This is a genomic window from Pseudomonas sp. UC 17F4, assembly GCF_900101695.1.
Classification (GTDB): domain Bacteria; phylum Pseudomonadota; class Gammaproteobacteria; order Pseudomonadales; family Pseudomonadaceae; genus Aquipseudomonas.
Genome location: NZ_FNKV01000001.1, coordinates 2452025 through 2477274, shown reverse-complemented (window position 1 = coordinate 2477274; position 25250 = coordinate 2452025). Strand labels below are relative to the sequence as shown.

The window sequence follows — 25250 nt, the reverse complement described above, 5'->3', positions numbered from 1 at the left end:
ACCTGATTAATGAGCCACCCTCATGCTTGAGCTTCAGCGCCCCGACACCCTGGTCGAACGGGTTGTCGGCGCCATCCGCGCCGAAATCGATTCCGGTCGCCTGGCGGCCGAATCGCGCCTGCCCACCGAACAGCAACTGGCCGAGCAATTGAACGTCAGCCGCTCGGTGGTACGCGAGGCAGTGGCCCAGCTCAAGGCGGACGGGGTGCTGATCGCCCGCCGCGGCCTGGGTTCGTACATTTCGCAAACCCCGACCGGCACGGTCTTCCGCTTCCCTGCTGCGCAAGGCCGCAGCCCGGACCTGGTGCAGATGTTCGAAGTGCGCCTGTGGATCGAGACCCAGGCCGCCTCGGTAGCCGCCCAGCGCCGCGACGCCGCTGACCTGGCGCGCATGGGCAAGGCCCTGCAGGAGATGCTCGACAAGCGCAGCGAGTTTGCCGTAGCTGCCGCCGCTGACGTGGAGTTCCACCGGGCCATCGCCGAGGCCAGCAAGAACGATTATTTCGTCGCTTTCCATGATTTTCTGCGTGGCCAGCTGGCCGCAGCCCGTCGCACCGCCTGGGAAAACTCGGCGGCGCATTCGGTCGGCGGTTCGGCCGATGCCCATCGCGAGCACCAGGCGCTGTACCAGGCCATCGCCGATGGCGACCGGCTTGGCGCCGCAGCCTGCGCCGAAGCGCACCTGCGGGCCTCGGCCAAACGCCTGAAACTGGACCTGCCGAGTATCGACTGAACACCCTATAGAACGGGCGCTGCGGCATGGCGCCCTTTTGTTTGACCTACTTAGTCTGACAACCTGATAAGCAGACTCTCTGACAAGAACAAGCCAAGGTGACACCTGCATGATCTACGACTACTGCATCATCGGCGGCGGCATCGTCGGCCTCGCCACCGCCATGGCGCTGCTGGAACGCCAACCGGGCGCCTCCTTGCTGATCCTGGAAAAGGAAAGCAGCCTGGCCAAGCACCAGACCGGGCATAACAGCGGCGTGATTCACGCAGGCATCTATTACGCGCCGGGCAGCCTCAAGGCCGACCTGTGCAAGCGCGGCGCCCAGGCCACCAAAGCGTTCTGCAGCGAGCACCAGATCAAGTTCGAAGTCTGCGGCAAGTTGCTGGTGGCCTCGACGCCGCTGGAAGTCGAGCGCATGCACGCCCTGTACGAGCGCTCGCAGCAGAACGGCCTGAAGGTCGAACAGCTGGATGCCAAGGAACTGCAACGCCGCGAGCCGAATATCGTCGGCCTCGGCGGCCTGTTCCTCGATGCCACCGGCATTGTCGACTACCAGCAGGTCTGCGAAGCCATGGCCCGGGTCATCCAGCGATTCGGCGGCGAAGTGCAGCTGCAAACCACCGTGCGCGCTATTGTCGAAACCGCCGACAAGGTCACCATCAGCAGCGACGACAAGGTCTGGAGCGCCCGCCAGCTGGTGGCCTGTGCCGGCCTGCAATCGGACCGCCTGGCAACCATGGCCGGGGTCAAGATCGACCACCAGATCATCCCCTTCCGCGGCGAATACTTCCGCCTGCCTGCGGCCAAGAACGACATCGTCAACCACCTGATCTACCCGATTCCCGACCCGGAGCTGCCGTTTCTTGGCGTGCACCTGACGCGGATGATCGACGGCAGCGTTACCGTCGGGCCGAACGCGGTACTGGGGCTGGGCCGGGAAAACTACCGCAAGTTCTCGGTGAACTGGCGCGACGTTGCCGAATACGCGCGTTTTCCGGGGTTCTGGAAAACCATCTGGAACCACCTTGGTTCCGGCACCGCCGAGATGAAGAACTCACTGTTCAAAGGCGGCTATCTGGAGCAATGCCGCAAATACTGCCCGTCGCTGAATGTCGAAGACCTGCTGCCCTATGAGGCCGGGATCCGCGCCCAGGCGGTGATGCGCGACGGCACCCTGGTGCACGACTTCCTGTTCGCCGAGACGCCGCGCATGGTGCACGTCTGCAACGCGCCCTCGCCGGCGGCCACCTCGGCCATCCCGATCGGCCAGATGATCGCCGAAAGGATCTTCAAGGCCCGCTGAATCCTGCTGCACACCTAACTACAAAGACAAAAAAGGAACACCCCACATGTCGGTACATGAGGCGGCTGCGGCCGCGAGCGAAACCCCGGAACAAAAACGCAAACGCCTGCGCAAGGTCGCCGCCGCGACCATCTTCGGCTCGATGCTGGAGTGGTACGACTTCTACCTGTACGCGACCATGGCGGCGATCGTCTTCTCGAAGATCTTCTTCGACCCGAGCAACCCCGCGGTGGCGTCGCTGCTGGCGTTCTCCACCTTCGCCATCGGCTTTATCGCCCGCCCCTTCGGCGGCGTACTGTTCGGCTACCTGGGCGACCGCTTCGGGCGCAAGCAGGTACTGGTCATCACCTTTTGCATGATGGGCGTGTGCACTACCCTGATCGGCCTGATCCCCAGCTACGCCTCGATCGGTATCTGGGCGCCGATCATCCTCGTACTGGTACGCATCATCCAGGGCCTGGGTGCCGGTGCAGAGTTGTCTGGCGCGGCGGTGACCTCTTATGAACACGCCAGCGAAGGCAAGCGCGGCAGCCAGGGCGCCTGGCCGGCGCTGGGCCTGAACCTGGGCCTGCTGCTGTCGTCGCTGACCGTCTACCTGCTGACCATGAACGGCAACGAGTTCCTGCTCGCCGGCGGCTGGCGCATCCCGTTCATCTGCAGCATCGTGCTGGTCGGCGTCGGCCTGTGGGTGCGTAAAAGCATCCCGGAAACCCCGGACTTCAAAGAGCTCGACAAAACCCCGGCCAAGGACCAGGTATCGCCGCTCAAACTGCTGTTTCGCAACGACCTCAAAGGCCTGGCCGTGGTGTTCTTCGTGGCCATCGGCTACAACGCCCTGAGCTACATCTTCAAGACCTTCTCGCTGGCCTACCTGACCCAGTACAAAGGCGTCGAAGCCCATGTCACCTCGCTGTCGGTGACCATCGCCAGCCTGGTGGCGATTATCGCCGTGCCGTTCTTCGGCTGGCTGTGCGACAAATGGAGCAGCAAGACCGTGCTAATGCTTGGCGGGCTGTTCTCGGTGCTGTTCGCCTACCCGTTCCTGAGCCTGCTCAACACCGGCGAGCCGATGATGATCTACCTGGCGATTGCCATCGGTACCGGCATCCTCGCACCGATGATGTTTGCCCCGCAGGGCTCGTTCCTCAGCCGCCAGTTCCCGACCCAGACCCGCTCTTCGGGCTTTGGCACCGGGCGCGAGATCGGCACCGCCGTGGCCGGCGGCCTGGCACCGCTGGGCGGCCTGGCGCTGGTGGCCAACTCGGCGACCCACTCCACCGACGGCGTGGCGCTGATTCTGGTGGTGGCGGCGGTGTTCGTGGTGGTGTTTGCCCTGTGCGACCAGGGCCGCAAGCATTCCAGCTTCAAGAACTGACACCCCGGCTCCCACAGGGTCAGCGCGATCCCTGTGGGAGTTGGCGTTGCCGACGATGGGCTGCACAGCAGCCCCGACTTCACGATTTGAACAATTTTCCCTGCTGCCGTTAGTCGCAAGCCCCCGGATGGATTAAAGTATCAGCCCCCGCCCGGGCGCTTTTACGCCGCACGCCCTGGCTTTTTTCCAGGAACCGTCAACGATGGAACACCGTGAGGCGCTGATCGCGCTGCGCACCTTTCTTTCAACCCAGATCCTGGGCCAGGAAAAACTCGTCGAGCGCTTGCTCATCGTGCTCCTCGCCGACGGCCACATGCTGGTCGAAGGCGCCCCGGGCCTGGCCAAGACCAAGGCCATCAAGGAACTGGCCGAAGGCGTCGAAGCCGAGTTCCATCGTATCCAGTTCACCCCCGACCTGCTCCCGGCCGACATCACCGGCACCGAGATCTATCGCCCGGAAACCGGCAGCTTCGTGTTCCAGCAGGGGCCGATCTTCCACAACCTGGTATTGGCCGACGAAATCAACCGCGCCCCGGCCAAGGTTCAGTCGGCGCTGCTCGAGGCCATGGCCGAACGCCAGGTCAGTGTCGGGCGCAGTACCTACGAGCTGTCGCCGCTGTTCCTGGTGATGGCCACGCAGAACCCGATCGAGCAGGAAGGCACCTACCCGCTGCCCGAAGCCCAGCTCGACCGCTTCCTCATGCACGTCAAGATTGGTTTTCCCGATGCCGCCGTCGAACGGCGCATCCTCCAGCAGGCCCGGGGCGAGGCGCTCAACGGCGAGACCAAGCCGGAACGACGGGTCAGCCAGCAGGCGATCTTTGCCGCACGCAAGGAAATCCTCGGCCTGTACATGGCCGACGCGGTAGAGGAATACCTGGTGCAACTGGTGATGGCCACCCGCACCCCGGCCAAGTTCGACCTGGAGCTGGCCGACTGGATTGCCTACGGCGCCAGCCCGCGCGGCTCGATTGCCCTCGACCGCTGCGCGCGGGCTCATGCCTGGCTGGCCGGACGCGACTTCGTCAGCCCTGAAGACATCCAGGCGGTGCTGTTCGACGTACTGCGCCACCGCATCATTCTTTCCTTCGAGGCCGAGGCCGCCGGGATTGACCAGGACCGGGTGATCCAGCGCATCCTCGACGTCGTCGCCGTCGCCTGAACCCATGCCCAATCGCCTGCTGGCCGTGCCCGGAATCCGCATCAGCCTCGCCGAGCTGATCGAGATGCGCCATCGCGTGCGCGAAGTGCAGTTGTTCTCCCGGCCCGGCCAGCGCAGCCCGCTGGTCGGCCTGCACCACTCGAAACTGCGCGGACGCGGGGTCGACTTCGATCAGGTGCGGGTGTACCAGGCCGGCGACGATGTGCGCAACATCGACTGGCGGGTGACCGCGCGCACCCAGGAGCCGCATACCAAGCTGTTTCATGAGGAGCGGGAGCGGCCGATCTTCATCCTCGTCGAACAAAGCCAGCGTCTGTTCTTCGGTTCCGGGCTGATGTTCAAGTCGGTGCTCGCCGCCCAGGCCGCCGCCCTGATCGGCTGGGCTGCGCTGGGCCACAACGACCGCATTGGCGGCCTGGTGTTCGGCGACAACGAGCACTACGAAATCAAGCCACGGCGCAGCAAGCAGAGCCTGTTGCAGTTGCTCAACCGCCTGGCACGGGTCAACCAGTCGCTGCATACCGAAGCCGTGCCCCAGGCCGACAGCCTCGGTATCGCCCTGCGCCGCGCCCGCGAAGTGCTGCGCCCGGGCAGCCTGGCAATCATCATCTGCGACGAGCGGGCGCTGACGCCTGCGGTCGAGCAGCAATTGAGCCTGCTTTCGCGTCATTGCGACCTGCTGCTGTTGCCGTTGTCCGACCCGCTCGACCATGCCCTGCCGGCCGCCGGCCTGCTGCGCTTTGCCCAGCACGGTGCGCAACTGGAGCTCGACACCCTCGACCCGACCCTGCGCAAGAGCTACCGCCAGCAAAGCGAGGCGCGCATCGAACGCTGGGAGCTGCTGGCGCAAAAGCTGCGGGTGGTGCTGATGCCGCTGAGCACCCAGAGCGAGATGATCGAGCAACTGCGCGAGTACCTTAACGCGCAACGACCGGGGAAAACCTCGTGAACCCGCTCGATCAATTGCAGCCGCTGCTGGCCCCACCGCCGATCGGCTGGTGGCCGCTGGCGCCAGGCTGGTGGGCACTGCTGTTGCTGCTGCCGCTACTGGCTTGGGGCCTGTGGCGCCTGCGCCATTGGCGCCCGGGCAAAAAGCCCATCGTGCGCGCCGAACTGCCCCTGGACCCGGTACGCATCGAGGCCCTGGCCGAACTCGCGCGCCTGCCCAAACCCTACGACGGTGCCCCGGCCGGGGCCTGGCTGCAGCAGATCAACGCACTGCTCAAGCGCCTGTGCCGCAACCATTACCCGGGCAGCCACAGCCATACCCTCAACGGCCGCCAATGGCTGGCGTTTCTTGATAACCGCTGCCCGGCCGCCGGCCTGACCCGCTGGATGGTACTGGTCGAAGGCGCCTACAAGCCCGAATGCAAACTCGACGACAAAGCCATCAACGGCCTCAACCAGTCGGTCGAAACCTGGATCCGCAAACATGTTTGAACTGGCCTGGCCGTGGATCTTCGTGCTGCTGCCGCTGCCCTGGCTGGCGCGCCTGCTGCTGCCGGCCGCCGACAGCGGCGAGCCGGTGCTCAAGGTCAGTTTCCTCGATGAACTCGAAGGCCTGGCCGGGCGCCGCGCGCGCCTGAACCTGCCGACCTGGCGCCAGCAAGCGCCATTCGTGCTGGTCTGGCTGTTGCTGCTGTTTGCCGCCGCCCGCCCGCAGTGGCTGGGCGAACCGCTGCCGGTGGCCGCCAGTGGCCGCGACCTGCTGGTGGCGGTGGATGTTTCCGGCTCCATGGACTTTCCCGACATGCAGTGGCAAGGCGACGACGTCAGCCGCCTGACCCTGGTCAAGGCCCTGCTCGGCGACTTTCTCGAAGAGCGCCAGGGCGATCGCGTCGGCCTGATCCTGTTCGGCAGCCAGGCCTACCTGCAGGCACCGCTGACTTTCGACCGGCGCACCGTACGCACCTTCCTCGACGAAGCGCAGATCGGCATCGCCGGCAAGAACACTGCCATTGGCGATGCCATCGGCCTGGCGCTCAAGCGCCTGCGTCAGCGCCCGGCGCAGAGCCGGGTGCTGGTGCTGGTCACCGACGGCGCCAACAACGGCGGGCAGATCCACCCGCTGACCGCCGCGCGCCTGGCCGCCCAGGAAAACGTGCGCATCTACACCATCGGCATTGGTGCCGACCCGGAGCAGACCGGCACCGCCGGCTTGCTGGGCATCAACCCGAGCCTGGACCTGGACGAAGCCTCGCTCAAGGAAATCGCCGAACTGACCGGCGGCAGCTACTTCCGCGCCCACGACGGCGAAGAACTGCAAGCCATCGGCGACGCCCTCGACCGCCTGGAGCCTGTGGCCCAGCAGCCGACCCAGGCGCGCACCGCCGAGCCGCTGTACAGTTGGCCGCTGGCCCTGGCGTTGGTGCTCAGCGTGCTGCTGGTGGTCGAACAGCAATGGCCCGACAACCTGTTGCAGCGCCTGCTGCGCCGCCCACGCTTTTTGCAGCCGCACCCGGAATGGCGCCAGCGCCTGCAACGGCTGCGCTTGAGGAGGCGGCGATGAACGAACTGTGGCCGCAATGGCTACGCCCGCTGTGGCTGGTCGTCCTGCCGCTGCTGGCCTGGTTGCTGTGGAAGCTCTGGCACCGGCAAAAACGCGCCGGGCGCTGGCAGATGATCCTGCCCGCGGCCTTCCATGCCGTGCTGCTCGGTGGCGGCAACGGTCGCGACAGCAAACTGCCGTGGATCGCGTTGGGCCTGGCCTGGCTGATCACCGTGCTGGCCCTGGTAGGCCCAAGCTGGCAGCGCCTGGAGGACACCCGCCAGCGCCCGGCCGACCCGCTGGTGGTGCTGCTTGAGCTGACCCCGCAGATGCTTGCCGACGACGCCGCGCCAAACCGCCTGGAACAGGCCCGACGCAAGATCCTCGACCTGCTCGAGCACCGCCGCGACAGCCAGACCGCGATCATCGTCTACGCCGGCAGCGCGCACACCCTGGTGCCGCTGTCCGACGACCTGGCCACCAGCCGCAACCTGCTCGAAGCCCTGGACCCGGCGATCATGCCGCAAGCCGGCCAGCGCGCGGATCTTGCCGTGCGCAAGGGCCTGGCCCTGCTCGCCCAGGCAGGCATCGGCCAGGGCCGGCTGCTGTTGATCGGCTCATCGCTCGATACCCAGGAGCGCCAGGGCATCGTCCAGGCGCTTGGCCGCCAGGGCCCGAGCCTGTTGATGCTCGGCGTCGGCAGCGCCGAGGGGGCGCCGGTCAGGCAGGCCAACGGCGAGTTCCTCAAGGACGATCAGGGCGGCATCCTCTTGCCGCGCCTCGACAGCGCCAGCCTCAAAGCCTTTGTCACCAGTACCGGCGGGCGTTATCGCAGCGCCCGCATCGACGACCTCGACCTGCGCGGCCTGCGCCTGTTCGACAACCCGCGCAGCCTGCGAGACGATGGCCAGACCGTGCAGCTCGACAGCTGGGCCGACCAGGGCTATTGGCTGTTGCTGCCACTGTTGCTGCTGGCCGCCTGCGCCGGCCGCCGTGGCTGGCTGTTCTGCCTGCCGTTGCTGCTGGCCCTGCCGCAACCAAGCTACGCCTTCGAGTTCAACGACCTGTGGCTGCGCCCCGACCAGCAAGGCCAGCGCCTGCTTGAGCAGCAGCGCCCGGCCGAAGCTGCGCGACACTTCGAAGACCCGCAATGGAAAGGCCTGGCCTTGTATGAGGCCGGCGACTACAACGGCGCCGCGCGCCAGTTCGCCCAGGGCAACCGCGCCGCCGACCATTACAATCGCGGCAACGCCCTGGCCCGCAGCGGTGAACTGGAAGCCGCAGTGGATGCCTACGAGCAGGCTCTGGAGCGCCAGCCGGAACTGCAACCGGCGCTGGCCAACAAGGCCCTGGTCGAGCAATTGCTGCAACAACGCCAGGCCGAACAGACGCCTGAGCAGCCGCCCGAAGACAACCAGCAAAGCGACCCCAACAGCAGCAGCGACGCTGCCAGCAGCTCGCAGAACGCCCAGGACCAGGCCGCAGCAAAACCACCGCAAGAGGCCGATGAAGCAGGCAAACCTGCAGACAACGCCAACGAGCAGGCACAAAACCAGGCCAGCGGCGCGGACGACGAAGACACCACCCGCCCGCCCCAGCGCCCGACCGACAGCAGCCTTGATGCCGAACAGCGCCAGGCCCTGGAACAATGGCTGCGACAGATTCCGGACAACCCGGCCGAGCTGTTGCGGCGTAAATTCTGGTATGAACAGCAACAACATCAGGAAACCCATCGATGAGTCGCGTCTGCGTCCTGGTCTTCAGCCTCTTTATCGCCCTGCAGGTGCAGGCGGCGGCGCTGCTCGCCAGTGTCGACCGCACCCGCCTGAATGCCGGCGAAACCCTTGAGCTGACCCTCGAGACCCAGGATGTCACCCAATTCGGCAAGCCCGACCTGACGCCGCTCGATGCCAGCTTCGAAGTGCGTGGCACCCGCCAGGTCAACAGCCTCAACAGCCTCGACGAGAACAGCGCCAACACCCGCTGGATCATCACCCTGTTGCCACGCCAGAGCGGCAGCGTGGAAATACCCGCTCTGCAACTGGGCGAGGTGCGCAGCCAGCCGATCAGCCTGCAGATCCAGGCCAACGAGATCAGCAGCGAAAACCACGGGCCGGTGTTCATCGACGCCAGCCTCGACCAGCCCGAGGTTTACGTCCAGGCCCAGGCGGTGCTGACCCTGAGCATCTATCACTCGGTGCCGCTGTACGACGACAGCAGCCTCAGCCCGCTGCAGCTGGACAACGCCAGGGTCGAGCCGCTGGGTGAGTCGCGCACCTTCGAAAAAGTCATCGACGGTGTGCGCCACGGCGTGATCGAGATGCGCTATGCAATTTACCCGCAGCAAAGCGGCGACCTGAAAATCCCGGCCCTGACCTTCAGCGCCACCGCCGCGCAGAACGACGCCGAGCAGGAACTCAACACCCCGCGCGCCGGCAAGCAGGTGCAGGTCAGCTCGACACCGCTGGTGTTGACGGTCGACCCGATCCCGGCCGATTACCCAGCCGATACACCGTGGCTGCCGGCCAACAGCCTGACCCTGGAAGAACACTGGAGCCCGGACCCGGCCCAGCAACAGACGCAAATCGGCGACTCGCTGACCCGCACCGTGATCCTCCAGGCCGAGGGTTTGTCCAGCGCCCAGTTGCCACCACTGCCCGGCACTGAAGTGAGCGGCCTGCGCCGCTACCCGGACCAGCCGCAACTGCGCAACCAGGTCAATGACCGCGGCCTGCTCGGGGTGCGTGAAGAGCGCGAAGCGCTGGTACCGACCCACGCCGGCAGGCTGGAACTGCCGAGCCAGGAAGTGGTCTGGTGGAACACCCGCGAAGATCATCTGGAGCGCAGCAATCTGCCGGCGCGCAGCCTGCAGATCGAGGACAACCCGGCGCTGAGCGCCGACAAGCCGGCCAGCGTCGACCCGGTCACGGTGCACACCTACCTGCTCTGGCCCTGGCAACTGAGTACCCTGGTGCTGGCCCTGACCACCCTGCTGGGCTTTGCCCTGTGGTGGCGGGCGCGCTCGCAACCGGCGGTGCTGCGCGCGGCGCAAAGCGGGCCGAGCCCGCGCACCCTGCTAGATGACCTCAAGCGCGCGTGCCAGGCCAACGACCCTCAAGCGACGCGCCAGGCCCTGGATGCCTGGGCGCGCCAGCAACCGGAAACCCTGGCCGAGATGGCCGCGCGTTTCGTGCCGCTGTCCGATGCCCTCGATGGCCTCAACGGCGCCTTGTACAGCGAAAGCGGGCAGTATTGGCAAGGCGAAGAATTATGGCGGGCCATCGGTACCATCCCGGCCGCCGAGCAGGTCCAGCCTGCACAAAGCGAGAACGGCAGCTTGCCGCCGCTGTACCCCAAATAACCTCAAGGCGTGACGCCCCGGGCGCCACGCCGGCACACTGCGGAACCCTTCATGCGTCTGTTTCACACCTCCGACTGGCACCTGGGTCAAACCCTGCACGGCCAGGAACGCGACTTCGAACACGCCTGCTTTCTCGAGTGGCTGCTCGGCCAGCTCAAGCTGCGCCAGCCCGATGCCCTGCTGATTGCCGGCGACATCTTCGACACCGTCAACCCGCCGGTCAAAGCCCAGGAACGGCTCTACGACTTCATCGTCCAGGCCCACGAACAGCAGCCCAAGCTGACCATCGTGATGATTGCCGGCAACCATGACTCCGGTTCGCGCATCGAGTTGCCGGCGCCGCTGATGCGCAGCCTGCGCACCCACGCCCTGGGCCGTGTGCAATGGCTGGATGAAGGCGAGCTGGACAGCGAGCGCCTGCTGATTCCGCTGACCAACGCCAAGGGCAAGGTCGCCGCCTGGTGCCTGGCGCTGCCATTTTTGCGCCCGGCAGAAGTCACCGGTGCGCACCTGGGCGATGACTACCTGCGCGGCATCGCCCAGGTCCACGAAAAACTCATCGCCGCCGCCCTGCAACGGCGCAAAAACGGCCAGGCGCTGATTGCCGTGAGCCATGCCCACATGGCCGGCGGCTCGATCTCGGAAGACTCCGAACGCAGCCTGATCATCGGCAACGCCGAAGCCTTGCCGGCGCGGCTGTTCGCCCCGGAGATCAGCTACGTCGCCCTCGGCCACCTGCACAAACCGCAGAAGGTCAACCGCGAAGAGCGCATCCGCTACAGCGGCTCGCCGATCCCGCTGTCGTTCTCGGAAATCGGCTATCAGCACCAGGTTCTGGAAATCGAACTGGACGGCGCCAAGCTTGCCAGCGTCGAATCGCGCCTGGTGCCGCGCGCCGTGCACCTGCAACGCCTGGGCCCGGCGCCGCTGGCCGAGGTGCTGGAGCAACTGGCCGAGCTGCCGGTGGTCGACCTGCTCGACGACCCGCAGCGCCAACCCTGGCTGGAGATCCGCGTACGCCTGGACGAACCCCTGCCCGACCTGCGCGCGCAACTTGAAAGCGCCCTGCACGGCAAGGCCGTGCGCCTGGTGCGCATCGCCGCCGAATATGCCGGCAACGGCCGCAGCGCAGACGACAGCAGCGCCGACCTGCTGGAACTCGGCCAACTGACCCCGCACGAGCTGTTCAGCCGCGCCTGGGAGCAGGCCTACGGCAACGCCGTCGATGAACAGACCCTGGCCGACTTTGCCCTGTTGCTGCAGGACGTCCAGCAGGAGCAAGAACAGCCATGAAGATTCTCGCCATCCGCCTGAAGAACCTGGCCTCCCTGGAAGGCCCGATCGAGATCGACTTCAGCGCCGAGCCGCTGGCCAGCGCCGGCCTGTTCGCCATTACCGGACCTACCGGCGCCGGCAAGAGCACCCTGCTCGATGCCCTGTGCCTGGCGCTGTTCGGCGCGGTGCCGCGGCTGAGCAACATCGGCCGCGAAACCAAAGTGCCGGAAGTCGACAGCGACATCCTTACCAGCGACCCGCGCACCCTGCTGCGTCGGGGTTCGGGCAGCGGCTTTGCCGAGGTGGATTTCGTCGGCATCGACAGTCGTCGCTACCGCGCCCGCTGGGAAACCAACCGCGCCCGCGACAAGGCCAACGGCAAGCTGCAAGGCAGCCGCCAGAGCCTGCATGACCTGGACAGCGAGCAACTGCTGAGCAACCAGAGCAAGGCCGAATACAAGCAACTGATCGAGTCGCGCCTGGGACTTAATTTCGAGCAGTTCACCCGTGCCGTGATGCTCGCCCAGAGCGAGTTCAGCGCCTTCCTCAAGGCCGATGACAAAGAGCGCAGCGAGCTGCTGGAAAAGCTCACCAACACGGCGATCTACAGCCAGTTGGGGCGCCGCGCCTACAGCAAGAGCAAAGAAGCCGAAGAGGCGCACAAAGCCCTGCAGGACCAGGCCAGCGGCGTGCTGCCCATGGCCGCCGAGGCTCGCGCCGAACTGGACCTGCACTACACCCAAGCGCTCGACGGGTTCAAGGCCGAACAGGCGCAACTGCGCCTGCTCGAACAGCAACGCAGCTGGCTCAGCGAGCTGCTGCAACTGCAAGAGCAAGTGCAGGCCAGCAGCGCGCAACTGCACAGCGCCCAACACCACCACGATAGCCTGCACGGTGAGCGGCTGAAGCTTGCGCGCCTGGAACAGTTGGCGCCGCAGCGTCACCAGTTCGCCCGCCAGCAGGCGCTCAATGCCCAGCTCAGCCCGCTGGCCGCGAGTATCGCCGCGCAGCGCCAGCAACATGAGCAGTTGCATAGCCGTCAGCAGCTGCAGGACGAACAGGCCAAGGCCCGCGAAGCCCTGGGCCTGGCCCTGGCACAACAAAGCGACAGCGCACCTGCGCTACGCCAGGCCTTTGCCGAACAAAACACCCTGACCCGTTTGCAGCAGGAGCTGACCAACAGCACAGGGCTCAAGCAGCAGGCCGAACAGGCCAGTGCCGAAGGCCAGCAACAGCTGCTGAGCCTCAATGAGCAGCAACGCCTGAGCGAACAACGCTTGCAGCAGATCGGCGCGCAGCTTGAGCAAAGCGTGGCGCTGGCTGGCTTGAGCGAAGCCTGGAATGCCTATCGCCACCGCCTGCAGCAACTGATGCAACTGGGCAACCGCCTAAACCAGGGCCGTGCCGAACTGCCGGGCCTGCAGCAACGCGCCAGCGAGGCCCACGCCCAGCTTGAAACGCAACGCGCCGCCCTGGCCCTGCTCTACCGCGAAGCCGAGGCCGAACCCGAGGCACTGGCCGAACAGATCGGCCTGCTTGGCGAGCTGTTGCAGAAAAACCGCCAGCAGCAACGCCAGGTCGAAGAACTGAGCCGGCTGTGGAGCAACCAGCAAGAGCTCGAACAGCGCCTGCAAGCCCTGCGCGAACGCCAGCAAGCTGCCCTGCAACAACGCGAACAGCTGATCAGCGAAGGCCTCAATGGCAAAAACCAGTTGACCGCCGCCGAACAGGCGCTGAACGTTACTCGCCAGTTGCTCGAACGCCAGCGCCTGGCCCGCAGCCAGAGCGTCGAAGAACTGCGCGCGCAATTGCAGGACGACCAGCCCTGTCCGGTCTGCGGTAGCCAGGAACACCCTTACCATCAGCCCGAAGCCCTGCTGCAAAGCCTCGGCCGCCACGACCAGAACGAAGAAGCCAATGCCCAGCAGGTGGTCGACGGGCTGAAGAAGCAACTCGATGAGCTGCGCACGCAACTGGGCGGGGGCAACGGCCAGATCAAGGAGTACCTGCACCAGCAGGAGCAACTGGGCAGCCAGCAACAGGCGCTGCTGCCCAGCCTCCAAGCGCACCCGCTGTACCCGTCGCTGGCCGCTCAGGACGCAAGCCAGCGCAGCACCTGGCTGGACTTGCAGGCACGCAACCTGAACCACGACATCGGTCGTGACGAGCAGCGCCAGAACGCCCTGCTGACCCTGCAAAAAGACGCCAGCCGCCTGCAACAGCAGCTGCAGGCAGCCCAAGAAGCCAGCCAGCAGGCCAGCCAGCACCTGAGCCAGCAGCAAACAGCGCTGGCCAGTGACGAAGAACGCCTGGAACAGGAACTGGGCAGCTTCGCCAGCCTGTTGCCCGCTGACATCCTCAACGACCTGCGCCAGGAGCCGGCCGCCGCCTTCATGCGCCTGGACCAGCAACTGGCCCTGCGCCTGGATCTTTTGCAACGGCAAAAGGACGAACAGCAGGAACATGCCGAGCGCCAGCAGAGCCTGGACAAAGCCCAGCTGCAGCAACAGGCGCGGGTACAAAAACACGAAGAGCTGCAACAACAGTGCACTGAGCTGGAACACCAGCATCAAAGTAGCCGCGACAGCCTCACCGCCCTGCTCGGCGAACAGGCCAGCGCCGAACACTGGCAGCAGCATCTGGAACAGGCCGTGGAGCACGCACGCCAGGCTGAAACCCAGGCGCTGCAACAACTGCAGCAAACCCAGGCGCAACTGATCGAACTGGCCGCCGAGCTCAAGGCCAAAGACGAACGCCTGAGCAACCTGGAACAGGAACACAACGAGGTTCGCGCGCAGATCGAACAATGGCGCCAGGGCCACCCGGAACTGGACGATAGCGGTCTGGAGCAATTACTGGCACTGGACGACAACGCCGTAGCGCAGCTGCGTCAGGGTCTGCAGGACGCCGAAAAAGCCATCGAACAGGCCCGCACCCTGCTGCAGGAGCGCCAGCAGCGCCTGGACCAGCATCAGGCCCAGGGCAACGCCGAGCTCACCCGCGAAGCCCTGGAGCAGGTAATCGACAGCCTGCAGCTACAGCTGGCGGCCAGCGAACAGACCTGCGCCGAACTGCGTGCCGCCCAGGCTGAAGACCAGCGCCGGCAACTGGCGCACCAGGCCCTGGCCGAACGGATCGCCAGCGCCTACGGCGAATGGCAGCGCTGGGCGCGGCTCAACGCCCTGATAGGCTCGGCCACCGGCGACACCTTCCGCAAGATCGCCCAGGGCTACAACCTCGACCTGCTGGTGCACCACGCCAACGCCCAATTGCGTCAGCTGGCCCGGCGCTACCGGCTCAAGCGCGGTGGCAGCCTGCTCGGCTTGCTGGTGCTGGACACGGAAATGGGCGACGAGCTGCGCTCGGTGCATTCGCTGTCGGGCGGTGAAACCTTCCTGGTCTCGCTGGCCCTGGCCCTGGGCCTGGCATCGATGGCCTCGAGCACCTTGCGCATCGAGTCGCTGTTCATCGACGAAGGCTTCGGCAGCCTCGATCCGGAGTCGCTGCAACTGGCCATGGACGCCCTCGACGGCCTGCAGGCCCAGGGCCGCAAGGTCGCGGTGATCTCCCACGTACAGGAAATGCACGAGCGTATCCCGGTGCAGATCCAGGTGCGTCGCCAGGGCAATGGCCTGAGCACGGTGGAGGTCAGCGGATGATCCTCTACTCGTTCCGCCGCTGCCCGTGGGCCATGCGTGCGCGCCTGGCGCTGCGCTATGCCGAGTGTCCGGTAGAAATTCGCGAAGTCAGCCTCAAGGCCAAACCTGCCGAGCTTCTGGCACTGTCGCCCAAGGGCACGGTACCGGTGTTGAGTGCAGGTAGCCTGGTGCTGGAGGAAAGCCTGGAGATCATGCGCTGGGCCCTCGCCCGGCATGATCCGCAAGACTGGCAACTGGCGGCCGACCCGCAGGCGGCGCAGGCCGCCGAGGCGCTGATCGAGCGCAATGATCGCCAGTTCAAGGTGCAGGTCAATCTGTACAAGTACGCTGAACGCTACCCGCAGCACTCGCGTGAGGAGTACCGGGCACAGGCTGAACCCTGGCTGGCCGAGCTGAATGAGCGACTGGCGCACCAGGGCTACCTGTTCGCTGACCATCCAAGCCTGGCGGATGCGGCGTTACTGCCATTGATGCGCCAGTTCGCCGGGGTCGAGCCTGAATGGTTTGCCCAGGCGCCCTACCCGCACTTGCGGGCGTGGCTGCAGGGTTGGCTGGAGTCGGCGCTGTTCAAGGCGATCATGGCGCGCTAGGCTTGTGGTCCAGCGCGGCGTAGAAGTTGGCGCTTTGTTGCAGGTACTTCTGGGTATAGCTCTGGGTCGACGATTTGCGCTCGCTGAGCTCGACGTGGGCGTTGGCCGGCAGGACCACCGAAGCAGAAATGGCGGAAGCGGCGATGACCGGGAAAAGGTTGAAGTTCATGGCGCTGACCCTCGAAGTCTGTGGTTTGAAGTGGCCGTCTGGGGCCGTGGTTCAAACTTACGCCGCTGGCGCGGCGCACAGAAATTCATTGCAGCAGTAGCAAACATCAGCGTAATTGATAGTCAGTTGACGAACTTCAGGTCCGAGGGCGCATCCTGGGCCAGCTTCTGCACGGTTTCACCGAGCAAGCCACTGCGCGGATCACGGCGGATCACCACGATCTGGTTACTCTTCTGATTGGCCACCAGCAGGAACTTGCCGCTCGGGTCGAGGGTGAATTCCCGAGGATGATCACCTTCGACACTGCGCCTCTGCACCTGCATCAGCTTGCCGGTCTTGTCATCGACGGCAAACACCAGCAGCTCGTTGGCCGTACCGCGGTTGCTGACATACAGAAAGCGCCCGTCAGCCGACAGGTGCAAGGCCCCCGCCGCGCGGGCCGAGGCATCACCCTGTTCGGTCAAGGGCAGGCGCTGCAGTTCCAGCAGCTTGCCGTCCTGGTACTCGAACGCCACCACTTGCGCGCTCATTTCCAGGGTCAGGTAGGCATGCTTGCCGTCGCGGTCAAACAGCAAATGGCGCGGCCCGCTGCCCGGCGGCAGGCTTACCGGCTCGACCGCGCTCAGGGGCTGGGTGGGGCTGGCACCGTCGTAACGGTAGACAAACACCTTGTCGGCGCCAAGATCACTGGCGAACACGTACTTGCCGTCGTCCGAGGACACCACCGAATGCACGTGCGGCCCGGTCTGGCGCTCCGGGTTGACGCCGCTGGGCTTGTGCCGGTCTTGCTGCACCGAGGCCTGCAAACGGCCTTTACGGTTCACCGGCAACACACTGAGGCTGCCGCCCGGGGCGGGCAACACGCCGTAGTTGGCGACGAACAGGTAGCGCTGGTCATGGCTGAGGCTGGAATGGGTCGGCTCGTCGCCCAGGCTGGGCACCTGGTTCAGGGCCTTGAGGCTGCCGTCCTTGCCGATGGCAAAACTGCTGACCTGACCGTTGCCGGCGCCATTCTCGTTGACCGCGAACAGCAGGCGCTTGTCGACCGAGAGGGTCAGCCAGGACGGGTTTTCACTGTTGAGCACCTGCAGCGGCGTGGGGTCGATCTGGCCGCTGTCGCTGTTGAAGCGATAACGGTAGATGCCCTCGCTGCTGCCTGCGGTGTAGCTGCCGACCAGCAGCTCATGGGCCTGGGCGGTGAACATCAGGCTCATGCTACTGGCGATCAGCAGGTTCTTCAGCAGGCGCGTCATCGTCATCCTCTTCGCGGGCACTAAAGGCACTCATACAGACTAGCCGATGCTCGCCGGTGTCGGCCGTGATCAGCCAGTCGGTACCTTCGAGCCGGGCGGCGCCGATCTGCTCGGGGGAGAACGCGTATTTTTTCAAGGCGCGGCCGTCCATCAACTCGATGCGCAGGCCGGTTTCGTCGAAGCTGAAGTCAAAGGCGTGCAGGCCGTCGACCAGGAGCATGTTGCAGGATTCGAGGGCTTGGGAGAGGGTTGTCATTGCAGGGATATCACTGGCGGGAAACCCCCATGATACCTGAAAGCATCGCGGGTCAAGTCGGATCGCCGCACCGCGGCTCCCACAGCCAGGGTGGGAGCGGCGGTGCGGCGATCCGACTTGCCCCGCGATTGCCGCATCAATGGGCGAAAATCGAACCGCCCTGCTTGCCCGCCATTTTTTCCGGCTTGATCAGGAACCGCGCCAGTGCCGGCAGCAGCCACAACGCGCCGAACATGTTCCACAGCAGCATGAAGGTCAGCATCAGGCCCATGTCGGCCTGGAACTTGATCGCCGAGAAGATCCAGGTGCACACGCCGATGGCCAGGCACAGGCCGGTGAACAGCACCGCCTTGCCGGTGGACTTGAGGGTCTGGTAGTAGGCTTCCTGCAGCGGCAGCCCGGCACGCAGGAAACTCTCCAGGCGGCTGTAGATGTAGATGCCGTAGTCCACGCCGATACCCACGCCCAGCGCCACCACCGGCAGGGTCGCGACCTTGACGCCGATGCCCATGAAGGCCATCAGGGCGTTGCCCAGCACCGAGGTCAGCACCAGCGGCAGGACAATGCACAAGGTTGCGGCAAACGAGCGGAAGGTGATCATGCACATCACCGCCACGCAGATGTACACCAGGATCAGGATGGTCAGCTCGGCCGACTTGATCACCTCGTTGGTGGCCGCCTCGATACCGGCGTTACCGGCCGCCAGGAGGAACTCCAGGCCTTCCTTGTTGTGGGTGTCGGCAAATTCCTGCACCGCCTTGACCGCGCGGTCGAGGGTCTCGGCCTTGTGGTCGTTGAGGAAGATCAGCACCGGCGCCAGCGAGCAGTCGGCGTTGTACAGGCCGTCGGCTCGGGAGATCGAGCTGTTGAGCACGTCCGGGTTGCGCGACAGGCTTTCCCATTTCAGGTTGCCCTCGTTCATGCCCTTGATCATCTGCTTGGACACAGTCACCAGGGAGATCGCCGATTGCACCCCCTGGGTGTTCTCCATCTTCCACATCAGCTCGTCGATCGGCGCCATGGTCGAGTGCACCGAGCAGCCTTCGGTCGGGGTCTTGACCATGACCACCAGCACGTCGGAGCTGGTCGAGTAGTTGTTGATGATGAAGGCGTTGTCCTGGTTGTAGCGCGAGTCCGGACGCAGCTCCGGCGCGCCCTGGTCGAGGTCGCCGATCTTCAGGTTCTGGCTGTACCAGAGGCCGCCACCGAAGGCCAGCAAGGCCAGGACGATGGACACCGGCGCGACCTTGGCGCTGGCAAAATTCGACAGCAGGCGCCAGAACGGATGCTCGCGGGTGGCGTCCTTCTTGCTGCGCTCGATGGCCTTCTTGCTGATGCCGACATAAGAGATGGCGACCGGCAGCAGGATCAGGTTGGTAAAGACGATTACCGCCACACCGATCGAGGCACCGATGGCCAGCTCGCGGATCACGCCGATGTCGATGATCAACAGGGTGATGAAGCCCACGGCGTCGGCCAGGATGGCGATCATCCCCGGCAGGAACAGCTGGCGGAAGGTGCGCCGGGCCGCGGTCAGGGCGTTGTCGGCATCACTGGACTGCAAGGCGATGCCGTTGATCTTTTGCACCCCGTGGGAGATGCCGATGGCGAAGATCAGGAACGGCACCAGCATCGAGTACGGGTCAAGACCGAAACCCACCGCATGCATCAGGCCCAATTGCCAGACCACCGCCACCAGGGTGGTGATCAGCACCGCGATGGTGCTGCGGATACACCAGGTGAACCAGTACAGCAGCACCCAGGTGATCACCAGGGCGATGCCGAAGAACATCGCCACCATCATCAGGCCGTCGATCAGGTCACCGACCTTCTTGGCGAAGCCGACGATGTGCACCTTCACGTTGGGGTTCTGGGCCTGGAACTTGTCGCGGATCTTCTCTTCGAGCTGATGGGAGAATTGCTGGTAGTCGAGCTTGATCAGCCTGCCCTGGTCCTGCGGGTCGGGGTAGGACTCCAGCAGCGGGATGTCGATGATGCTCGACTTGAAGTTGTTGGCCACCAGGCGCCCGACCTGCCCGGACTTGAGCACGTTGTTGCGCAACTGGTCGAGGCTGTCGGCCGAGCCGTCGTAGGTCTGCGGGATCACCTCGCCGCCGGCGAAGCCCTCTTCGGTCACTTCGGTCCAGCGCACGCTGGGGCTCCACAGCGACTTAAGCCCGGAGCGGTCGACGCCGGGAATGTAGAACACCTCGTCATGCACCTGACGCAGGGTTTCCATGTAGTCCTTGCTGAAGATGTCGCCGTCGGTGGCCTCCACCGAGATGCGCACGGTGTTGCCGAGGTTGGCCAGGTCGTTGCGGTGTTCGAGCATCTTCTCGATGAACGGATGCTCGAGCGGGATCATTTTTTCGAAGCTGGTGGACGGACGAATCTGCGTGGCCTGCCAGAACAGGAACACGCTGACCAGCAGGCAGATGAGGATCACCACCGGGCGGTTATTGAAGATCAGGCGCTCAAGCAAGGTCGCCTTGTCCTGATGGTGTTGCTGCTGGTTCATGTTGAACTGCTCCTGACGGGTCATGGCTGCACTCCTTCGGCGCCCTGGGCCGAAGCCAGGTGCACGCCACCCTGGCCCACCAGCACCAGGCGCCCTTCATTCAGCCCGCTGACGCCGGCCAGGGCAATGCGATCGGCCCGGTTGAACACGCTGAAGCTCTGACCGTCGTCGCTGCTGCGCAGCACGCTGCCGCCATTGCCCACGAGTACCAGGCTGCCATCATCGAGAAGCGTAGCGCTTGCCAGACCAAATTCGAGGTTGCCGCGCGCGGCTTTCAATTTGATCTGTTGCCAGGTGTCGCCAAAATCGCTGGAACGGTAGAGGTTGCCGCGCAAGCCGTAGGCCAGCAAGGTGCGTGGCTGGGCGGTGCCGGTGACGCCGAACAGCGAGCCTTCATAAGGGCCTTCGAGCTTTTCCCAGGTCTGGCCGTCGTCGCTGGAGCGGAACATGCTGCCCTGCTCACCAACGATGAACAGGCCGGCGTCTTTTACCGCGGCGATGCCGTTGAGGTGGAACTGGTCATCGTTATGCAGCCGATCGCCGACATCGTTCCAGTGCTTGCCACCGTCGGTGGTTTCCAGCAATGCGCCATAGGCGCCCACGGCGATGCCGTGCTGGGTGTCCTTGAACCAGACATCGAGCAGCGGCGCTTCACGCGCCAGGTCTTCGAATTGTTTGCTCCAGGTAGCGCCGCCGTCGGTGCTGGCGAGGATCTGCGCATCGTGGCCGACCGCCCAGCCGTGCTGGTCGTCGACAAAATAGACGGCGGTGAGCAGTTGCCGGGTCGGCACCTTGGCCTGGGTCCAGGACTTGCCCTGGTCATCGGAAAACAGGATATGGCCACGATCACCCACGGCGACCAGGCGTGCGCCGGCCTTGGTGACGTCCAGCAGCAAGCTTTTTACCGCCTTGGACGATTGGGTGGAGTAGTCATCGGTTTGCGCGGCTGCGGCTTCGGCCGTATTGGCCCACAGCCCGATTGCCAAGACCAGCAAGCCGCTGGCGGCCAATGCCCAAGGGCGATTGCCGGCTTTACGCGCAGCAGCGCCGAGACCCGCCATGACAGGCTCAGTCATAGATCTATCCCCCGTTTATTGTTATTTGGGTCAATCTATATGCAGGTACTGCAAAAACCGTGTTCCAGAGCCCCGCAATAGCTGAGAGCCATCCTATCGGGGTTTGCAAAGGGCTGACAACGAACGGGACGTTATCTTTTGTTAAGCGCAGGATTTGCGGGGAAGCAATCGCGGGTCAAGCCCGCTCCCACAGGGTCGGTGCATGCAATTCCCTGTGGGAGCGGCGGTGCGACGCCTCGACTTGACCCGCGATAGGGTCTTCAGGCCAGACTTTTGCTCACAACCTCATACACATCGCTGGACAACGAACCCGACGCCAGAATCCGCTCCAGCTCGCCTTTCATCAACGCCTGACGGGCGCTGTCGTGTTTGCGCCAGCGGGTCAGCGGCGCCAGTTGCCGCGAAGCGATCTGCGGGTTGAGGGCGTTGAGCTCGATCACCAGGTCCGCCAGGAAGCGATAGCCCGAACCATCGCCGGCATGGAAGTTGACCAGGTTCTGCCCGGCGAAGGCACCGATCAGGGCGCGGACCTTGTTCGGGTTCTTCATGGTGAAGGCCGGGTGCTGCATCAGCGCCTTGACCCGCGCCAGGCCGCCCGGCAGGGTGCTGGCCGCCTGTACGCTGAACCATTGGTCCATGACCAGGGGGTTGTCCTTGAAGTGCTCGGCAAAGCTTTCCAGGGCCTTGGCCCGCTCCGTCTCGAACGGCGAGTTGACCAGCACGGCCAGGGCGGTGAGGCGCTCGGTCATGTTGTCACAGGCGTCAAACTGCTCCAGGGTTGCAGCCAGCACTTCGGGCCGGGCGCTGAGCATCAGGTACGAGAGCACGATGTTCTGCAGGCTGCGACGGGCAAAGTGCTCGGCTTCGGCAACGTACTCGGTGCCACGCGATAGCGCGCGGTTGGCCTGGTAGCGTGCGTTGAGGGCATCGAACAGCTGCTCGGCGATCTGCTTGCGGGCGAACTCGCGGGCGGCGTGGATGGCATCGACGTCAGCCACTTCGCTGATTTCGGTGAGGTAGGCTTCGCTGGGCAGCGAGAGCATCTCGGCGACCATGGCCTGGTCCAGTTGCTCGTTGGCCAGCACCGTACCCAACGCGGTCACCAGGCGCTGATCCAGCATTAGCTTGGCGCCCTGCTGGTGCTGGGCGATCAGTTCCTGCAGCACCTGTACCGACAGTTGCTGGCCGGCTTCCCAGCGATTGAAACCATCGCTGTCGTGCTGCATGAGGAACATCAGCTGGTCACGGTCATACGGAAAGCTCAGCTTGACCGGGGCACTGAAGCCACGCAGCAAGGAGGGTAGCGGCTTGGCAGCGATGCCCTCGAAGGTGAAGGTCTGCTCGGCTTCGGTGACCGACAACACCCGCGAGGTGCCGTCTGCTGCCGCTTCACCTTGCAGGCGCAGGGCAATGTCGTTGCCCTGGGCATCGAGCAGGCCCAGTTCCACCGGGATCACGAATGGTTTTTTCTCGACCTTGTCCGGGGTGGCCGGGCAGCTCTGGCGGAACGTCAGGCTGTAAGTCTGCGTGGCGCTGTCGTAAGCCTCGCTGACTGCCAGGCGCGGCGTGCCGGCCTGGCTGTACCAACGCTTGAACTGGGTCAGGTCGACGCCGTTGGCGTCTTCCATGGCCTTGATGAAGTCATCGCAGGTCACGGCCTGGCCGTCATGACGCTCGAAGTACAGGTCGCTGCCTTTACGGAAACCCTCGGCGCCCAGCAGGGTGCGGACCATGCGCACCACTTCCGAGCCCTTCTCGTACACGGTCAGGGTGTAGAAGTTGGAGATCTCGATGAAGCTGTCGGGGCGCACGGCGTGGGCCATGGGCCCGGCGTCTTCGGCGAACTGGTGGGTGCGCAGGTAGGCGACGTCCTCGATACGCTTGACCGTGCGCGAGTTCATGTCGGCGCTGAACTCCGAGTCACGGAACACCGTGAAGCCTTCCTTGAGCGACAGCTGGAACCAGTCACGGCAGGTCACGCGGTTGCCCGACCAGTTGTGGAAGTATTCGTGGGCGACCACCGCCTCGACCCGCTGGTGCGCGGCGTCGGTGGCGGTTTCGGCGCGGGCCAGCACGCAGCTGGAGTTGAAGATGTTCAGGCCCTTGTTTTCCATGGCGCCCATGTTGAAGTCGTTGACCGCGACGATCATGAAGATGTCCAGGTCGTACTCGCGGCCATAGACTTCCTCGTCCCAGCGCATGGACTTCTTCAGGCTGGTCATGGCGTGCTGGCACTTGTCGATGTTTTCCGGCTCGACATAAATGCGCAGGGTCACGTCACGGCCCGACTGGCGGGTGAACTTGTCTTCGACGCACCACAGGTCACCGGCGACCAGGGCGAACAGGTAGGCCGGTTTCATGAACGGGTCTTCCCAGGTTGCCCAATGCCGGCCATCTTCCTGCGGGCCAGTACCGACCGGGTTGCCGTTGGACAGCAGCACCGGGTAGCGATGCTGCTCGGCGATCACCGTGGTGGTGAACTTGCTCATCACGTCCGGGCGGTCGAGGTAGTAGGTGATCTTGCGAAAACCCTCGGCCTCGCACTGGGTGCAGAACATGCTGCCGGACTTGTACAGGCCTTCGAGGGCGGTGTTGCGCTCGGGGTGGATCTTCACGCTGGTGTCGAGGGTGAAGGTCGCAGCCTTGGGCTGTACGGTCAGGTGGCTGTCATCGAGCTGGTAGTCGCCGGCGGCCAGGGCCTGGTCGTCCAGGGCGACGCTGAGCAGCTCCAACTGCTGGCCGTCGAGCACCAGCGGCGGCAGGCCGGCACCACGGGCCGGATTGCGGCGCATGACCAGCTGCGCGTGGACCAGGCTGTGGTCCTCGAACAGTTCGAAGGTCAGGTGGGTCTCGTCGATCAGGTATTCGGGGGCCTGATAGTCCTTGAGGTAGATCACTTGCGGCTGTTCGGTACGCATGTGGCGGTCCTTTTTTACTGATGCACGGCGAGCTGGTACGCCGTGTATTTGCGAATATTGATCACGCCGGTGTCGAAGATCAGGTACTGGCCCTTGATGCCCAGCAGCGTGCCTTCAGCCACGGGATTCTTATCCAGGTTAAAGCTGACGATCTTGCTCGGGTAGGCCTCGACCGGGTAGCGGATTTCCAGCACTTCACCATCATTCAACGGCTGCACGGCCTGTAGGCCGAATCGCGCCTGCAGGGCAGTCAGGCCCTCGGCGCAGCTGTCGAACAGTTGATCGCGCACGGCAAGCAGGTCGACCGCCTCGGCATCGCCCTTGAGCAAGGCGCGCCAGTTGGTGCGGTCGGCCACCTGGCTGCGGAACAGGTCTTCGACCAGCCCCGACTGCTGGCGGGTGGCAACCCGCACGATCGGCAGCGCCTGGCTGGCGCCCTGGTCTAGCCAGCGGGTGGGCAACTGGGTCGCCCGGGTAATGCCGACCTTGATGCCTGAGGAGTTGGCCAGGTACACCACATGATCGGTCATGCAGAACTGCTCGCCCCACGAAGGTTCGCGGCAGGTGCCCTGATCGTAGTGGCATTTTTCCGGGGCCATGATGCACACGTCGCACTGCGCAAGCTTGGTCATGCACGGGTAGCAATAACCCTGGCTGAAGCTGGTCTTGGTCTTGCGCCCGCAGTGGCTGCAATGGATGGCACCGAGGTATTCCAGGCGCAGGGTCTTGCCGATCAAGGGGTTGACCGGCACTTCCTGCTCGCCCAGACGAAAAGCGTACTGCACCACCGGCGCATCGAGACGCGCCGACATTTTACTGATGGAGCCGCGGCCGAGTTCGATCAATGGATCGCATCCGACTTGAACAGGATGTTCGGCACCGGTGCCGACTTCGAGGCGCATTCCTGCGGGCCCATGTAACCGGTACGCTGTTCTTCCGGCAGGTTCTGCAGCTCCCAGGCGATCACCGCCTGCAGCGACAGCTCTTTCTGCTCGGTGGTGAGCTTGCGCCCGTCTGCCCATTTGCCCAGCTCTACCGCCAGTTTCAGGCTCTGGTAGATTTCCGGGGTGATGTTTTCAATCATTTGCGCAAAAGTGGACATAAGGTCTCCCAA

20 protein-coding genes are annotated in these 25250 nt (G+C 64.7%); 12 read left to right on the top strand and 8 right to left on the bottom strand.

Going from position 1 to position 25250, the window contains the following annotated elements:
- Positions 1 to 22 precede the first annotated feature (22 nt).
- The 12 genes from BLR26_RS11540 (at position 23) to BLR26_RS11485 (ending at position 15946) form a co-directional block, all read left to right on the top strand.
- Entirely contained in the window at positions 23 to 733 is a 711-nt protein-coding gene (locus tag BLR26_RS11540; RefSeq protein WP_045195031.1) for a FadR/GntR family transcriptional regulator, read from the top strand.
- A gap of 109 nt (positions 734 to 842) precedes the next feature.
- Positions 843 to 2036, top strand: a complete 1194-nt coding sequence (gene lhgO, locus BLR26_RS11535) for an L-2-hydroxyglutarate oxidase (protein ID WP_093380679.1) — start codon at positions 843 to 845, stop codon at positions 2034 to 2036.
- Between the two features lie 46 nt (positions 2037 to 2082).
- Positions 2083 to 3411: an MFS transporter gene (locus tag BLR26_RS11530; protein ID WP_045195035.1), complete on the top strand. Its 1329-nt coding sequence runs from the start codon at positions 2083 to 2085 to the stop codon at positions 3409 to 3411.
- A gap of 202 nt (positions 3412 to 3613) precedes the next feature.
- The gene (locus BLR26_RS11525) at positions 3614 to 4573 is read left to right on the top strand and encodes an AAA family ATPase (protein WP_038994235.1); all 960 of its coding nucleotides are present in this window, start codon (positions 3614 to 3616) and stop codon (positions 4571 to 4573) included.
- Between the two features lie 4 nt (positions 4574 to 4577).
- On the top strand, positions 4578 to 5522 hold the full coding sequence (locus tag BLR26_RS11520; RefSeq protein ID WP_093380676.1) for a DUF58 domain-containing protein: 945 nt from the start codon (positions 4578 to 4580) through the stop codon (positions 5520 to 5522).
- Entirely contained in the window at positions 5519 to 6013 is a 495-nt protein-coding gene (locus BLR26_RS11515) for a DUF4381 domain-containing protein (RefSeq protein ID WP_093380674.1), read from the top strand. The genes BLR26_RS11520 and BLR26_RS11515 overlap by 4 nt, the downstream gene beginning before the upstream one ends.
- A complete protein-coding gene (locus BLR26_RS11510) occupies positions 6006 to 7082 on the top strand; it encodes a vWA domain-containing protein (RefSeq protein WP_045195041.1) in 1077 nt (358 codons plus the stop codon). Before BLR26_RS11515 ends, BLR26_RS11510 begins: the two co-directional genes overlap by 8 nt.
- Positions 7079 to 8800, top strand: coding sequence for a tetratricopeptide repeat protein (locus tag BLR26_RS11505; protein WP_093380671.1), 1722 nt, complete (start codon positions 7079 to 7081; stop codon positions 8798 to 8800). Before BLR26_RS11510 ends, BLR26_RS11505 begins: the two co-directional genes overlap by 4 nt.
- Complete coding sequence (locus tag BLR26_RS11500) at positions 8797 to 10422, top strand: BatD family protein (protein WP_093380669.1); 1626 nt, start codon at positions 8797 to 8799, stop codon at positions 10420 to 10422. Before BLR26_RS11505 ends, BLR26_RS11500 begins: the two co-directional genes overlap by 4 nt.
- Positions 10423 to 10473: 51 nt before the next feature.
- Positions 10474 to 11715 (top strand): exonuclease SbcCD subunit D C-terminal domain-containing protein, encoded by a 1242-nt coding sequence (locus BLR26_RS11495; protein ID WP_093380666.1) that lies wholly within the window; start codon positions 10474 to 10476, stop codon positions 11713 to 11715.
- On the top strand, positions 11712 to 15356 hold the full coding sequence (locus BLR26_RS11490) for an AAA family ATPase (RefSeq protein ID WP_093380663.1): 3645 nt from the start codon (positions 11712 to 11714) through the stop codon (positions 15354 to 15356). Before BLR26_RS11495 ends, BLR26_RS11490 begins: the two co-directional genes overlap by 4 nt.
- Positions 15353 to 15946: a glutathione S-transferase gene (locus BLR26_RS11485; RefSeq protein ID WP_093380658.1), complete on the top strand. Its 594-nt coding sequence runs from the start codon at positions 15353 to 15355 to the stop codon at positions 15944 to 15946. The genes BLR26_RS11490 and BLR26_RS11485 overlap by 4 nt, the downstream gene beginning before the upstream one ends.
- Here BLR26_RS11485 and BLR26_RS11480 read toward each other — a convergent pair.
- From BLR26_RS11480 to BLR26_RS11445, 8 genes are all read right to left on the bottom strand, one after another.
- Positions 15933 to 16115 carry a hypothetical protein gene (locus BLR26_RS11480; protein WP_093380655.1) on the bottom strand — a complete coding sequence of 61 codons (183 nt, stop codon included), beginning with the start codon at positions 16113 to 16115 and terminating at the stop codon, positions 15933 to 15935. The two genes, BLR26_RS11485 and BLR26_RS11480, sit on opposite strands and share 14 nt — an antisense overlap.
- A gap of 122 nt (positions 16116 to 16237) precedes the next feature.
- Positions 16238 to 17329, bottom strand: coding sequence for a lactonase family protein (locus tag BLR26_RS11475; protein WP_093387407.1), 1092 nt, complete (start codon positions 17327 to 17329; stop codon positions 16238 to 16240).
- A gap of 1 nt (position 17330) precedes the next feature.
- Positions 17331 to 17624 (bottom strand): DUF5629 family protein, encoded by a 294-nt coding sequence (locus BLR26_RS11470; protein ID WP_093380652.1) that lies wholly within the window; start codon positions 17622 to 17624, stop codon positions 17331 to 17333.
- Between the two features lie 136 nt (positions 17625 to 17760).
- Positions 17761 to 20142 carry an efflux RND transporter permease subunit gene (locus BLR26_RS11465; protein ID WP_093387402.1) on the bottom strand — a complete coding sequence of 794 codons (2382 nt, stop codon included), beginning with the start codon at positions 20140 to 20142 and terminating at the stop codon, positions 17761 to 17763.
- Positions 20143 to 20162: 20 nt separating this feature from the next.
- Entirely contained in the window at positions 20163 to 21218 is a 1056-nt protein-coding gene (locus tag BLR26_RS11460; protein ID WP_093380649.1) for a YCF48-related protein, read from the bottom strand.
- Between the two features lie 260 nt (positions 21219 to 21478).
- On the bottom strand, positions 21479 to 24136 hold the full coding sequence (gene pepN / locus BLR26_RS11455) for an aminopeptidase N (protein WP_093380646.1): 2658 nt from the start codon (positions 24134 to 24136) through the stop codon (positions 21479 to 21481).
- Positions 24137 to 24150: 14 nt separating this feature from the next.
- A complete protein-coding gene (locus BLR26_RS11450; RefSeq protein WP_045195062.1) occupies positions 24151 to 24981 on the bottom strand; it encodes a DUF2797 domain-containing protein in 831 nt (276 codons plus the stop codon).
- Positions 24978 to 25238 carry a YeaC family protein gene (locus tag BLR26_RS11445; protein WP_045195064.1) on the bottom strand — a complete coding sequence of 87 codons (261 nt, stop codon included), beginning with the start codon at positions 25236 to 25238 and terminating at the stop codon, positions 24978 to 24980. The genes BLR26_RS11450 and BLR26_RS11445 overlap by 4 nt, the downstream gene beginning before the upstream one ends.
- Positions 25239 to 25250: the final 12 nt, after the last annotated feature.